This window comes from Agriterribacter sp., from assembly GCF_035497235.1.
Classification (GTDB): domain Bacteria; phylum Bacteroidota; class Bacteroidia; order Chitinophagales; family Chitinophagaceae; genus Agriterribacter.
The window spans coordinates 147,287-161,766 of record NZ_DATJEB010000037.1 but is presented as its reverse complement, the minus strand read 5'-3'; the positions used below and the strand labels follow the sequence as shown (position 1 = coordinate 161,766).

Genomic DNA, 14,480 nt, shown 5'->3' with positions numbered 1-14,480 from the left:
TTTTTAAGGATGAGAAGCGTTTTCTGAAAAGCAAATGCCATTACCCTTACAGTACGCATTGTTGTTCCAACAGTTTTCACAATTCAATTATCCAAATATCACTGGCTATACGAATGTGTTGCCTGAAGGCTTTATTCCCTGAGGTAGCTCTATTAATATAATAATGGTGTAGCGCCGAACAGTTTTAACGTCCTTCTTTCGCATAAGCCACCTCAGCGGAGAATTTAAGCTCCTTGTCGGTGACCTTAAGTTCCGCAGCTGCTGCATTACTAATGCGAATAAGCAAACCCTCGTTTTCTTTGCCCGGTGGAAGCTCACCCAGCACCTTTGCAAAAATAATACGGCTGTTACCCGTGTTGGTAATACGCACAATGGTACCCGGAATAATGTTGTTCATCAAAGCATAATACTTGGCATCCTGCCAGCCGCTGGTGCTTTTAAAAACGGCTGCTTCGCCCCTTTCACTTTTAAAAGCACTAAAACTTCCCGCCTGCTCGCGATAACTGCTTTTAAAAAATCCCGTTCCTTCTGCATTATTCTGCACCGCAGTATTTTGAACGGTTTCAACGGTTTTTACAACAGGTTCTTCAACCGGCCTGGTAGTAGTTACAGCACGGCTTTCCGGTTGGGTAACTACCGGTGGAGCGGCTGCGGGGGTACCGGCAACGCTTCCGCCAATTCGCTTTATGCCTCTAACGGCCAATGCAGACAGATTCGTTTTAACCCTGAGAAAACCAACAACCAGCGCCTGCCCGTTACTGATCGTTTCCGAACTCAGGTTGTTCCATGTTTTAAGATCATTTACACTTACTTTATTAAAGTTTTGCCCTATGCGGTACAAACCTTCTTTTTGTGCAACCACATGATATAAAGGAACAAAAACTTCGTCAGCGTCAGCGGCCGCGGCGCCATGCTGGGTAAAATTACTGGCCAGCAATGGTATCCTAAGCTGCTGGTCAATTTCCAGTCCGCTGCTTAAAGACAACCCGTTAAACGGGGCAATTTCTTTTGGGGAAATATTATATAAGCGACCGATGCTATAAAAGTTCTCTTTGGCACCAACCATATGATGGAGAAAGAGTTTACCATGCTCTGATTGAATAATAAGGTCAGCGGGCTGCGCTTTAAGTACAAACGCAATACCAAAGGAGAGCCATATAATAACCAGTTTTTTCATCAGATATTATTTATTTTCAGCACTTACGAAAATAAGTAAAAAATGTATACTGCATGATATAACGTGAAAATCAATGCTTTAATATACGAAAAGGAGAGGGATAATAGTTATTTACCCTGTTGGATAATACTTTAATCCATCCCAGGTTGCACCCCATAAACCTTACAACGTTCCAGCCCCTGGCAGCGTTGCCTGCCGGAATATCTTTTTTTCGCAAATAATCCAAAGCGGTTTCACTGTCTGCATCTATCGCCTCCAGGTTTAAGGTAACAATAGTGCTCAGCGCCAGGTCGTGCGCCGGAATGAGCTCATCCCGCATTACTCTACCCGCTTTAATACCCAGCTTCTTTATATACAATGCCGAAAAAAGAAGGGCAAGGTCTTCCATATCACACTTTTTCAGCACCTTAATCTCATCGTTTGAACGCACCAGTTCAAATTGCTCCGGATCCGTTAAAAAAGGAGCAATCGCCTTTTGCTCCTGCTTTGAAGCTATTATAAGCTTTTTAGGTTTGGGTATTTGTTCACCAACAGCTTCTTTCTTTCGCATGCATGCAATAAAAAAGCCTTCACCCTTTATTTTATCGGGATAAAAACGATAGCCATACATGTGCTTCTGATCAGAAACCGTTTCCACAACACCCCAACCGGTTGCCCCGGGAACAGGTATCGTTTCCACTTCAAAGGCTTCCGCTATCCAGTCTAAAATCGCTTCATCCTCTTCCATCGAATAAGAACAGGTAGCATAAATAAATATCCCGTTCTCTTTTAATGCAGGCCAGCTATCATGTATAATGCGTTGCTGCCGCTTACTGCAAAGCTGCACATTTTGCAGCGACCATTCCTCAATAGCATCTGGATCTTTACGAAACATACCGCTGCCGCTACAGGGCGCGTCCGCTACAATCATATCAAAATAACCCTGCAGCGCTTTAAAGTCTGCCGCATCATTGCTGGTTACTACTACATTTCCCTTCCCCCATTTAACCATGTTCTCCGTTAAAATACCCGCTCTTGGCTTAATCACTTCATTGGCCACTATTAAGCTTTCCGGAAATAACGCCGAAAGATGCGTTGTTTTACCCCCGGGAGCGGCACACAAATCAAGTACCTTATATTTTGTTGTTGCATGATCAGGATATACGGCTTTTATTATTTGCTCTACAAACATGGAAGAGGCTTCCTGCACATAGTAACACCCGGCATGAAACAAAGGATCATGCGTAAAAGAAGGACGCGCTGAAAGATAATGACCCGCTGCACACCAGGGAATAGGAGAAGATACGGGTAAGGGGTGAACGGGAAGTGGTAAGTGGTAAGTAGTAAGTGGCGGGGAGGATTGCAGCCATTTAAAAGGGTTTGTACGGATAGAAGTAATTCTTCCGGATAACGCATGTTCCTGCTCAAAAGCTTCCTTAGAAAAGCCTTTAGCGTTTTGTAAGCTGTTTATTAATGCGGCAGGAAGATGCAAATAATAATCAAATTTTAAACTGCAAATATATTACGCATTATGCATTGGATGGCTTTGCCGGAAATATTTTTAACGGTACTATAATTCCTTCAGCTCACTGATGAGGTCCTGCAGCACTTTCTTCGCATCACCAAACAACATGGATGTTTTAGGTTCAAAGAAAAGTGCATTCTCAATGCCCGCGTATCCCGGCTTCATGCTCCGCTTATTTACAATAACGGTTTTAGCCAGTCCTACGTCTAATATGGGCATGCCATAAATAGGAGAAGAAGGATCATTTTTAGCGGCCGGATTAACTACATCATTTGCCCCCAGAATCAATACCACATCGGTGGATGGAAATTCGTTATTGGCCTGTTCCATTTCCTGCAGCTTATCATAACTTACATCCGCCTCGGCCAGCAGCACATTCATATGCCCCGGCATACGGCCGGCCACAGGATGTATGGCATAGGTAACTTCCACGCCTTTTGATTCCAGCAATTTTTCCAGTTCATGACAGGTGTGCTGGGCTTGTGCCACAGCCAATCCATAGCCCGGAACAATAATGATCTTATGCGCATAGTTCATAACCATTGCCGCATCACTCAGCGAAATTTCTTTGTAGGCACCCTGCTCCGGGGTTCCTGCCGCGTTTTTATGGCCGGCTCCAAAAGAACCAATCAGCACATTCAGCAACGAACGGTTCATGGCCTTGCACATCAAAATCGTTAATAGGGTACCTGCCGCACCAACTAATATTCCGCCCGTTAGCATGGCCTTATTGTTATACAAAAATCCTGCGCAGGCCGCGGCCACACCGGTAAAAGAGTTAAGCAACGAAATAACCACCGGCATATCCGCTCCGCCAATAGGCATCACAAAAAAAACACCATACAACAGGGATAATCCAAGTATTACATAAAACAGGGATACGCCGCTTACCGGCAGCCAGCCCACCAGGTACAGCGCTATAAAAAAAATAACCAGCAGCAGAACGATATTAAAAATATGTTGTCCCGCAAATATAAAATCCCTGATCTTCCCATTAAGCTTGGCCCACGCAACCATACTGCCGGCAAAGGATATGCTCCCAATAACAAGCCCGGCTACAATAATCAGCAGGTGCTGCCGCAACCCTGCCTGAAAAGTTGTATCAATGGCGGTTAGCCCCGGCACCGATTGCAGTCCGTTCATCAGATGTCCGAATTCCACCACCGATATTAAAGCCGCGCAGGCGCCTCCCATGCCATTGAACATGCTTACCATTTCCGGCATAGCCGTCATCTTCACTTTGCGTGCCACAACCGTTCCCCCTATTCCACCAATCAGCAAACCGCCAAATATCCATAAATAATTATGTAACGCATTCCCCTCGCTATCCTTAAATAAAAAAATTGTTCCCACAATAGCAGCGGCCATCCCGGCAGCAGCTATCAGGTTGCCTCTCCGCGCTTTGGCAGGATGCGACAGCATCTTTAATCCAATGATAAAGGTGATGGAGGCGAGGAGATAGATGATTGTTAATATAGTTGCCACATTCTATGTTTGAAATCTCAAATAGCAAAAAACAAAAAACAAAAAAATAATAAATTTAAAAAGCCTGATTCAGATCAGCCTCCTCCTTTTTTCAAAATAGCAGCCCTTTCTTCCAGGTCATATTTATTTTGCTGCCATTTCAATGTACAGGAATTTGGTGTGATCAATTGGTTATCTTAATTTTTATTGTTGCTTTTTATCCGCCACAGCGGATAGGCCTACCTGCCGGTAGGCAAGTTTGGTTCTTGTGATTTGTTTCCTGGTTCCTGGTATTTCATTTGTTATTTGTCTTTTGGTTCTTGACTTTTTGCATTTTTCCTCCCGCTAAACATTTCCAGCATCCGGTCTGTTACCACAAATCCGCCCACTACATTCAAAGTGCCTAATATCACGGCTATAAAACCCAGTACCAGCGCGGGGTAATTATCTTTTGCCGCCTGTCCCATTACGATAATAGCGCCAATAATCACTACGCCGTGAATAGCATTGGCGCCGCTCATCAGCGGCGTATGCAATACGGCAGGTACTCTTCCTATTACTTCCATACCTACAAATGCCATCAGTATAACGATATAGATCATTTGCTGATGCTGCGAAATAAAAGAAAGTACTGCTTCCATCATGTTCATATTAAATTGTTGATCCTTTCATTCACGATTTCCCCGTTATATACCACGCATGTTCCTTTCACCAGGTCGTCATCGAAATCAAGGTTTAATTTCCCTTCCTTATCAATAAGGAGATACAGGAAATTCAGGATATTTCTACCATACAGTTTACTGGCATCAAAAGACATGGATGATGGCAGACCAGAGTTGCCAATAATGCTTACCCCATTATATTGTATCGTTGCTTCGTTTTTTGTAAATGGCGTATTACCACCCGTTGCGGCGGCTATATCAACAATTACCGATCCGTTGCGCATGGTTTTCAGCATACCTTCCGTAATGAGCAGCGGCGCTTTTTTGCCCGGTATCTGGGCTGTAGTAATTATAATATCCGCCCGGGCAATATGGTCAGCAATTTTTTGCTGTTGCTTTAGTTTGTATTCATCCGATTGATCAACCGCGTATCCCCCGGCTTTACTGGCATCCGCAACGCCTTCCACTTCAATAAATTTAGCACCCAGGCTCATTACTTCTTCCTTAACCGCAGGGCGGGTGTCAAATACTTCCACAACAGCGCCTAATCTTTTTGCGGTAGCTATGGCCTGCAACCCTGCTACGCCTGCACCCAAAATCAACACTCTGGCGGGTGCAATGCTGCCGGCGGCCGTCATAAACATAGGAAAATATCTTCCATAATGATTTGCTGCGGTTAATACCGCTTTATACCCTGCTATGTTGGCCTGGCTGCTCAGCACATCCATACTTTGTGCACGGGAGGTGCGGGGCAGCATATCCATACTAAAAACGGTAGCGCCCGCATTGGCATATTGCTGCATTAAAGCGCCGGCATACAGCGGTTGCAAAACACCCAGTACAATAGCCCCTTTTTTTATTATATTCATTTCTTCCGGCCCAATGCCGTGAATAGCCAGGATAATATCGCATTGGGTAAGTAATTCATTTCTTGTACAGGAAGAAATGCCTTTTGCCTGATACGCGGCCCCGCCGGCGAAGGCAGCATCTCCTGCCCCGTTTTCTACCCGTACTTCCACATTTCTTTTGCCCAGCGCTTCTGCCTGTTCGGGTAATAATGATACCCTGTTTTCCCCGGTAGGTTCTTTAAGTATACCTGCGATCATAAAATGAATGTAAAGAATTTCAGGCAATAAAAGCCGCTTATACTAAAACCTTATGCTAAAATGCTGCTTCTCCTTAAAATCGGGCGAAAAAAAAACAATACCTGCAAAAAACAGATCAATACTACAGGTAACAAAGGGATGCGACTGGATAGTGCGCCACGCTTCTTCCATTTCCGCACTCCAGTGTATATCATCAAAAACAAACAGTGAACCGGGTTGCGCATAAGGCAGCAGCCAGTTAAAATAACGCAGCGTTGGCTCCCTGCGATGGTTCCCGTCTATAAAAGCAAAATCCACTTTCCCGGCTTTTGCCAAAACAGAACGCAGCGTATCATCAAAGTTACCTTCTGTTAAATGGATACCGGAAAGCCCAAGCTGTGTAAAATGCCGCCTGGCCAACGTTGCAATGGCTGGCGCGCCCTCCAGTGTATATACCTTTGTGGAAGTATTTGCCGATGCAAGATAGGCTGTGGTAATGCCCAAAGCAGTACCCAGTTCTACAAGTGTTTGGGGTTGGTAGTAATTCACCATCCGGAAAAGCAACCGGGCGTATTTGGGTGATTTAAGCGACCACCTGGCAATATCTTTCACCTTCCTGTTACGGGAAGCCATAACCGAAGATCCGGCGCCATAATCCTCTACTTCAATCATTGCATTATTAAGCAACACCTGTTCTCTTAAACGCTCTACCCGGTCATAGGCATAAAAAAAACGCTTATCGTTTAGCACCCTGGTAATAAAATCAAACACAAAGGGCGAATGCACCCCGTGCCCGCTGCCATTAGCGGCGGTATAATAGTATTGAAGATATTTAAAAGCGAGCTGGAATTTATTGTACATCCCTGTTAAAGCTATGGACAGCACCCCAAAAAAAGAAATCTTATTGCTTTCTTGTCCAGGTTTGAAAGGAATAAGCATACGCATGGCGGTCATCCGCCGAAAAATCCAGGTTATACAGCTTTTCCCATTGCTGCTCGTTTATTGCGGGAAAAAAAGTATCGCCTTCTAATACCGCATGTACCCTGGTCATATAAATTTTATGTGCAAACGGCAAAAAAAGCTGGTATATCTGTCCGCCGCCGGCTATAAAAGCTTCTTTGCAATCGGTTTCCGCTGCTTTTGCCAACGCTTCTTCTACCGAGCTTACTACCCACACATCATCGCGGTGAATGCCATGATCCTGCTGACGGGTAATAACAATGTTATATCTTCCCGGCAAAGGTTCTGCTGCCATAGACAGGTAAGTTTTCCTGCCCATAATTACCGGCATACCCCAGGTAGTATTCTTAAAAAACTTCATATCATTGGGCAAATGCCATAGCAGTTGATTATTGTTGCCGATAGCATTGTTTTCAGAAGCAGCCACGATGAGCGATATAATCATACATGATAAATTCAATACAAAGAACCAAATAACAAAACACAAGAACCAAATAAAATACAAATTCGAAGCGAAATCCCAACGGTAAACTATAAACGACAAAGCATAAATTGCATAATCCGAAGCGAAAAATCCAGCACTCAAACAGATTCAATCTCAAATTTTAGATGTCAAATTCCAAATCTCACACCGCCACCGGTGCTTTTATGGCCGGGTGATGCTGATAATTTTCAAGCGTAAAGTCTTCGAATGTAAAATCGAAAATATTGTTCACTTCCGGGTTCAGCCGCATTACCGGTAACGCGTAAGGCGTACGCGATAACTGCAGTTTCGCCTGTTCTATATGATTGTTATATAAATGCACATCACCGAAGGTATGTACAAATTCGCCCGGCTCAAGATCGCAAACCTGTGCTATCATGAGCGTAAGCAGGGCATAGGAGGCAATATTAAAAGGAACGCCCAGGAAAACATCTGCAGATCGCTGGTACAACTGGCAGGAAAGCGCGGGCTTTCCCCCACCTTTTGGCTCAGCAACATAAAACTGGAACATGTTATGACAAGGCATCAAAGCCATTTTGGGAAGATCGGCTACATTCCAGGCGCTCACAATTAACCTGCGGCTGTCCGGGTTCTTTTTGATCTGGTCAATTACTTCCGTAACCTGGTCAATGGTTTGTCCGTTCGCACCTTCCCAACTGCGCCACTGCTTTCCATAAACCGGTCCCAATTCGCCATCGCTGTTGGCCCATTCATTCCAGATATTTACATTATGCGCATTAAGGTATTTGATATTGGTATCGCCTTTTAAAAACCACAGCAATTCGTATATAATACTTTTCAGGTGCAGCTTTTTGGTGGTAACTAACGGAAAGCCTTTGCTCAAATCAAACCTTGCCTGGTAGCCGAAGCAGCTAATGGTGCCCGTTCCTGTACGGTCGTGCTTTTGCACACCGCTATCCATAATATGCTGAAGTAACTGCAGGTATTGTTGCATGAGTGCAAGTTACGGCAAAAGCGGTAAGAGATAATTTGAAAATGTGAAAATGTGGGAATGCGAAAATAAAAGGCGTTTCAGATTCGGGCCTTGCGGCTTCGGATTTGAAATTTATCTGCCCCGGCGGGGGGCTTGGTTCTTCTTATTTGTTTTTTGGTGCTTTCGCCTGATGCTTCCTCCGGCATCCGGATGTAAGTCTCCGGATTTCCTTTTCAATACTTTCTCTTTATAAAATATTCATTGATCTTTACAACTGCTGAAAATTACGGATCAGCACCAACTTTTACTATTATCACTGAAACGTTCGTAAAATGAAAAAACTTTTTTTACTCCCTGCTGTATTTTTTTTATTTCTCTCAAACGGTTGTATGCATACCAAAAAAACAACGGCTTCTTCCCTGTCGTTTGCGCCCAATATTGTTGTTGCCCACCGCGGCGCCTGGAAGAATAACAACCTGCCGGAAAATTCTATTGCTTCACTAAAAGAAGCCATAAGGCTTGGTTGCACAGGATCTGAGTTTGATGTGCATCTAACGGCAGATGACAGCCTGGTAGTTAACCACGATGCGCATTATGCAGGGCTGACCATTGAAAAAAGCACATATGCCCAACTGTCCGCAACAAAACTGTCTAATGGTGAAATGTTGCCCACGGTATACCATTACCTGCAAGCGGGCATGCAGCAAACCAAAACCATGCTGGTATTAGAAATAAAGCCTTCCGTCATCAGTAAAGAACGGGGGCAATATCTGGCTGAAAAAGTGGTGGCCCTGGTAAAACAACTAAAAGCCGAACCCTGGATGATGTATATCAGCTTTGATTACGATATACTTAAAAAAATATTAGAACTGCAGCCCGGCGCCAAAACCGCCTATCTTAACGGGGAGAAAACGCCGGGGCAACTGGCAGCGGATAAAATATGGGGGGCAGACTATCATTACGCTGTATTTAAAAAGAATAACAGTTGGATAGCCGATGCTAAAAAAAACGGGATAAACCTGAATGCCTGGACAGTAAACAACGCGGAAGACATGCAATGGTTCATCAATAATAAATTTAATTATATTACCACCAATGAACCGGAATTATTGTTTGACATCATTAGTAAGAAATGAAGATAAAACAATGCATCTAAAGCAGAAAAGGATTAAAAACTATGTGTACCTATGATCCTATATGTTAAAAAATACAGTCAATACATAGCCACAGTAGAAATAGAGAAACACAATAGAAAGCATAGCACAACAATCTTTAAAAGAAACGCCCCGGATAATGATTAATCCGGGGCGCTTTTATATTACATATATTACACCATTTAATTTCTATCTGCCGCCAATAACATAGCGCGCAGATAATCCAAAATTAGCCCCATTAAAAGAATCATTATAATCAGGCTTTGAAAGAAATATAGTAGGCCGAAGATCCGCTGTTACGTTTAAAGGGATAGCCGGAAATTTATAATCTATGCCGCCCGTTGGGTAAATGCCCAGGCCGAAACCCTCATACTTATTATCTTTTGAAAACACGTTATATGCGGAAAGCCCCCCACCTACAAACCACCTCAATCCCTCCACAGGAATTTTAAAATGATGCTGATAGGTACCTGAAACCGAAAGACCAAAGGGCCTTCGACTGTTGTAGTTATTATTCCAATAATAGCTACGGCTTTTTGATCCGCCACCCGCATTAAATTCTAATGCACCCGCATTGCTTATGAATGTTTTAAACGAAAAGGCGAAAGCGTCATAATAGGATCCCGGCGCTAAACGAATACCTATAGCGTTTTTATAATCTCCCTGTGCGGTGGCGGCAACGCTGATACCCGTTGCAATCAAGGTCATGCATAATAATTTCTTCATCATAACAATTTTTAATTTGATGTTGCAAAGATAAGACCCAAAGAAAGATATGAGGGTTTATTATGGCATATAGCACCCTTTTTAAACAGTCATTAACATATTATTACAGCGCATATCACCAACACTGTGAAGCTCTTTTAAAACTGCATTTAGTTAAAAAATATTATTCTTATTATATTTGACGCCCGTATGTTTACTTTAAAAAGATCAGCATTCGCACCTTTATTGTTTACAACAATATTATTATTGTTCGTAAGGCAACTGCCACTTGCTCAAAACAGTTCTGTTGCTTTTGACCGCGCCGCTTATTATGCCGCCTTTTCCAGCGATAATATGAATACCATTCAAAAGCAATTAGATATTATAAGAGACGGATCGCAGGATCAAAAAGATGCTTTTGAAGGCGCTTTAATGATGAAAAAAGCAGGACTGATCAAAGGTGCATCGCACAAACTCAAAGAATTTAAGGCCGGAAGGGAAAAATTAGAACACATGATCGCAAAATATGCCGGTAATGCGGAGTTCCGGTTCCTCCGGCTGATGATACAGGAAAAGGCCCCTAAAATACTGGGCTACGATAAACAGATAGAAAAGGATCATAGATATGTGGCTGACCATTTTAAAACCATTCCGGAAGCCGTTAAGAAAGCCATTCTTGATTACAGCAAATCATCAAAAGTTTTATCACCAGAAGATTTCTAACCAGGGAAAGCATGACTAAAAAAATTTTAGCCGTTTATTTTACACAATCTGGACAATTAGGAGATATTATTGATCATTTTACAAAGCCTTTTGTATCTTCCCCGGATATAGCTGTAGAGAAAGTACGCATTTACCCCGCAAAACCATTTCCCTTTCCATGGACTACGTCTGTGTTTTTTGACGCTATGCCCGAAAGCGTAGATGGCGTTCCGACAGCGCTGGAACCCTTTACTTTTAAAGAATCACAGTACGATTTAATCATATTAGGTTACCAGCCCTGGTTTTTATCGCCAAGCATTCCTGCAAGCTCATTACTACAGCATCCGTTGTTTAAAAAAATACTGAATAATACGCCGGTAGTTACGATCAGCGGATGCAGAAATATGTGGATTAATGCCCAGGAGAAAGTAAAAAAGCAGCTTAAAGAAGCAGGTGCAAACCTGGCAGGAAACATCGCGCTGGTTGACCGCCATAATAATTATACCAGCTTGGTAACAATACTGTATTGGATGCTTACCGGCAAAAAAGACAGAAAATGGGGCATCTTTCCTCAGCCGGGGGTATCGCAGGCGGATATTACGGATTCTGCTATATTTGGCGAAACCGTAAAAGCGCATTTACAAAAAAATGAATGGAACGGGTTACAGCAACACCTGCTGCAACAGGGGGCGGTTGATGTAAAATACAACCTGATGTTTATTGAGCGAAAGGCGGGACGCATCTTTTCTATCTGGTCAAAAATCATCAGCAAAGGCAAAAAAAGAAGCATCTTGCTTGTTGTATTCAAATATTATCTTTTAATTGCTCTTTGTATTGCCGCGCCAATTATTTTATTGGTTGATGCTGTATTTTTTAAACCCTTTCTGGGTAAACGCATAAAAAAACAAAAAGAATATTATGCTGGCGTGGCACTCAGGTAGATTAACCGGAGATGATAGCTGGTCATTTTATTTGATAATATTCTATTTTTGAATTTCTATACATGAAGCAAATGGCATTGAACGAAGTTTATATTACAAGAACAGCCAGTTTTTTCCCCAATAACCCGGTGTCCAATGATGAAATGGAGGAATACCTGGGTTATATCAATAATAAACCGTCCAAGTCGAAACGGATCGTATTGCGTAATAATGGCATTACTAACCGGTATTACGCGCTGGAAAAAGGAGGAAAAGTAACGCATACCAACGCGGAAATGACAGCGCTTGCTGTAAAATCCTTATTTAATGGCAACCCCGGTGAATTAAAATCTGTTGAACTGTTATCCTGCGGCACTTCATCACCCGACCAAATGATGCCCTCCCACGGCGTAATGGTACATGGCTGGCTGCCCGAAAGCGGTGCTATAGAAGTGGTATCGCCTTCGGGTGTTTGCTGCGCCGGCATGCATGCGCTTAAATACGCGTACATGGCTATTAAAACAGGCGACATTCAAACCGCTGTTGCTACAGGATCGGAAAGAATGTCGGCGGCGCTGCGTGCAGATAAATTTGAGGATGAAGTACAAAAACTGATCGAACTGGAAGAAAATCCTTACATCAGCTTTGAAAAGGAGTTTTTAAGATGGATGCTATCAGACGGGGCATCGGCTTTTTTATTATCCGGCAAAAAGAATGAAGCAGGTTTAAATCTCCGTATAGAATGGTTAGAAGGCGTTTCTTACGCCCAGGAAATGGAAGCCTGTATGTATATGGGTAGTGAGAAATTGAAGGACGGCACCCTGAAAAGCTTTCTTGAATTTACTGCAGAAGAAATAAACGAACATTCTGTAATGAGCATTAAACAGGATGTAAAATTGCTGAGTGAGCACATCGTTCCATTGGGCGGAGTTAAGCTTAAAGAATTATTTGAAAAAAAAGGATTAACACCCGGCGATATAGATTATTTTCTACCCCATATGTCGAGCAACTTTTTTAAGAGCAAGATATATGAGCGGCTGGAATATAATGGCATGGGCATTCCATATGAAAAATGGTTCGTTAACTTAAGTACCGTGGGCAATGTAGGCGCAGCTTCTGTGTATATGATGATTGATGAATTATTTCATAGCGGTAAGCTTAAAAAAGGCAATACCATTCTTTTACTGGTTCCTGAAAGTTCGCGCTTTTCATATATGTATGGATTATTAACCGTGTGCTGATGAAGAAAGAAGATATCCCCCAGGACCCCAGCGCTTTGCACAACATTACAAAGGAGGTTTCTTATGCGGTTGATGAAAATGGAAATTATGTAACGGAACTGAGTACCGGCTGGGATGTAAAAATAAAAGCGTTAGATGTTGCCTGGAGCGATATTGAAAAAAAAGTGGCCAATGCCAGGCAAAAAGTGCTGAATAATGAAGCCAGCCCGCTATTATATTTCATGGAATTAAAGCTAATGGATATACAAATCCTGTCGGACTATACAGGCTTTTGGAAATGGCGGATCAGGCGTCATTTAAAACCCCTCGTTTTTGAAAAATTATCCGCTAAAAAATTACAACGATACGCAACTGCATTTGATGTAACTGTTGAAGCATTAAAAAATGTGAATTGGAATGAAACCGGAGTATAAGCACCTGCAGGCGGCGCATTGCGAAAACGGGGTAACAACGAGCCTGTTGCAGCATTATGGGGTACATCAGATTACGGAACCATTAGCTTTTGGTATTGGTTCGGGCCTGTTCTTTATATACATCCCTTTCATGAAAGTAAATGACGGACCTGCCATTTCCTTTCGTACCATGCCGGGTATGATCTTTAAACGTACCTGCAAGTCGCTTGACATTCCTATATTACGTCAAAAATTCTCATCTAAAGAAAAAGCGCAGCAGGCATTAGATAACAGGCTGCTGTCCGGACACCCTGCCGCCTGCCAGGTAGGTGTCTTTTATCTTCCTTACTTCCCTAAAGAATATCGCTTTCATTTTAACGCGCACAATTTAATTGTTATAGGAAAAGAGGGAGATAACTATCTTATCAGTGACCCCATTATGGAAACCATAACATCAATGACGGGTTATGAACTGGAGCGGGTTAGGTTTGCCAGGGGACCGCTTGCTCCCCGCGGGCAATTATACTTTCCAAAAGAAAAAAGAATAGTTACCGATGTACAAATGAAGCAGGCGATTATTACCGGTATTAAAAGGAATGTGCGGCATATGTTATATGCTCCGGGTAATATTGCAGGCATCAGCGGCATCAGGTATACGGCAAAGAAAATAAAAAAATGGCGCGATACGCTGGGGCTGCAAAAATCCCGCAGCTACCTGGCGCAATTAGTACGGATGCAGGAAGAAATTGGTACTGGTGGCGGCGGTTTTCGCTTTATTTATGCGGCATTTTTACAGCAGGCTTATGCTTATCATCCTGTTGATGAACTGATGGATATATCAAAGCAGTTTACCCGGGCCGGCGATTTGTGGAGAGATGCCGCCATCCAGGCATCAGGCATTTATAAGGGGCGCCTTACCGAACAGCAGGATTATAATGTGATGGGCGATTTTTTATTAGATATAGCGGAATTGGAGAAAAAAGCGTTCAGCGATTTGTCCGCAACAGTTAAAAAATTACAGTAATGGAGTTGATGAATAATACAGGATACAAGTTACAGATTGCAAGGTGCAGGTTGCAGGGTACAAGTTTCAGGG

The 14,480-nt window shown here is 42.9% G+C and carries 15 protein-coding genes; 6 read left to right on the top strand and 9 right to left on the bottom strand.

Features of this window, described 5'->3' with window-relative positions:
• Positions 1-184: 184 nt before the first annotated feature.
• The 8 genes from VL121_RS12530 to VL121_RS12495 form a co-directional block, all read right to left on the bottom strand.
• Positions 185-1,177, bottom strand: a complete 993-nt coding sequence (locus VL121_RS12530) for a LysM peptidoglycan-binding domain-containing protein (RefSeq protein ID WP_325405761.1) — start codon at positions 1,175-1,177, stop codon at positions 185-187.
• Between the two features lie 70 nt (positions 1,178-1,247).
• The gene (locus VL121_RS12525; RefSeq protein WP_325405759.1) at positions 1,248-2,648 is read right to left on the bottom strand and encodes a methyltransferase RsmF C-terminal domain-like protein; all 1,401 of its coding nucleotides are present in this window, start codon (positions 2,646-2,648) and stop codon (positions 1,248-1,250) included.
• Between the two features lie 78 nt (positions 2,649-2,726).
• Positions 2,727-4,166, bottom strand: coding sequence for an NAD(P)(+) transhydrogenase (Re/Si-specific) subunit beta (locus VL121_RS12520; protein WP_325405757.1), 1,440 nt, complete (start codon positions 4,164-4,166; stop codon positions 2,727-2,729).
• Between the two features lie 281 nt (positions 4,167-4,447).
• The gene (locus VL121_RS12515; protein WP_325405755.1) at positions 4,448-4,789 is read right to left on the bottom strand and encodes an NAD(P) transhydrogenase subunit alpha; all 342 of its coding nucleotides are present in this window, start codon (positions 4,787-4,789) and stop codon (positions 4,448-4,450) included.
• Positions 4,790-4,791: 2 nt separating this feature from the next.
• Complete coding sequence (locus VL121_RS12510) at positions 4,792-5,913, bottom strand: Re/Si-specific NAD(P)(+) transhydrogenase subunit alpha (RefSeq protein ID WP_325405753.1); 1,122 nt, start codon at positions 5,911-5,913, stop codon at positions 4,792-4,794.
• Positions 5,914-5,955: 42 nt separating this feature from the next.
• Positions 5,956-6,753 (bottom strand): O-methyltransferase, encoded by a 798-nt coding sequence (locus VL121_RS12505; RefSeq protein WP_325405751.1) that lies wholly within the window; start codon positions 6,751-6,753, stop codon positions 5,956-5,958.
• 40 nt (positions 6,754-6,793) lie between these two features.
• Complete coding sequence (locus VL121_RS12500) at positions 6,794-7,297, bottom strand: dihydrofolate reductase (protein ID WP_325405749.1); 504 nt, start codon at positions 7,295-7,297, stop codon at positions 6,794-6,796.
• Positions 7,298-7,478: 181 nt separating this feature from the next.
• Positions 7,479-8,291: a thymidylate synthase gene (locus tag VL121_RS12495; protein ID WP_325405747.1), complete on the bottom strand. Its 813-nt coding sequence runs from the start codon at positions 8,289-8,291 to the stop codon at positions 7,479-7,481.
• A gap of 368 nt (positions 8,292-8,659) precedes the next feature.
• On the opposite strand from VL121_RS12495, the gene VL121_RS12490 reads away from it, so the two are divergent.
• Positions 8,660-9,406 carry a glycerophosphodiester phosphodiesterase family protein gene (locus tag VL121_RS12490; protein WP_325405745.1) on the top strand — a complete coding sequence of 249 codons (747 nt, stop codon included), beginning with the start codon at positions 8,660-8,662 and terminating at the stop codon, positions 9,404-9,406.
• Positions 9,407-9,613: 207 nt separating this feature from the next.
• Here the strand turns inward: VL121_RS12490 and VL121_RS12485 are convergent, their stop codons facing one another.
• A complete protein-coding gene (locus tag VL121_RS12485; protein ID WP_325405743.1) occupies positions 9,614-10,153 on the bottom strand; it encodes a hypothetical protein in 540 nt (179 codons plus the stop codon).
• A 186-nt stretch (positions 10,154-10,339) separates the two neighbouring features.
• Here VL121_RS12485 and VL121_RS12480 point away from each other — a divergent pair, with 186 nt between their 5' ends.
• From VL121_RS12480 to darH, 5 genes are all read left to right on the top strand, one after another.
• Positions 10,340-10,852 (top strand): hypothetical protein, encoded by a 513-nt coding sequence (locus VL121_RS12480; RefSeq protein ID WP_325405741.1) that lies wholly within the window; start codon positions 10,340-10,342, stop codon positions 10,850-10,852.
• An 11-nt stretch (positions 10,853-10,863) separates the two neighbouring features.
• The gene (locus VL121_RS12475; RefSeq protein ID WP_325405739.1) at positions 10,864-11,772 is read left to right on the top strand and encodes a hypothetical protein; all 909 of its coding nucleotides are present in this window, start codon (positions 10,864-10,866) and stop codon (positions 11,770-11,772) included.
• A 62-nt stretch (positions 11,773-11,834) separates the two neighbouring features.
• Entirely contained in the window at positions 11,835-12,992 is a 1,158-nt protein-coding gene (gene darB / locus VL121_RS12470) for a dialkylresorcinol biosynthesis protein DarB (RefSeq protein ID WP_325405737.1), read from the top strand.
• Entirely contained in the window at positions 12,992-13,405 is a 414-nt protein-coding gene (DarG, locus tag VL121_RS12465) for a flexirubin biosynthesis protein DarG (RefSeq protein ID WP_325405735.1), read from the top strand. The genes darB and DarG overlap by 1 nt, the downstream gene beginning before the upstream one ends.
• On the top strand, positions 13,389-14,408 hold the full coding sequence (darH, locus tag VL121_RS12460) for a BtrH-related acyltransferase DarH (protein WP_325405733.1): 1,020 nt from the start codon (positions 13,389-13,391) through the stop codon (positions 14,406-14,408). Before DarG ends, darH begins: the two co-directional genes overlap by 17 nt.
• The last annotated feature ends 72 nt before the right edge of the window (positions 14,409-14,480 follow it).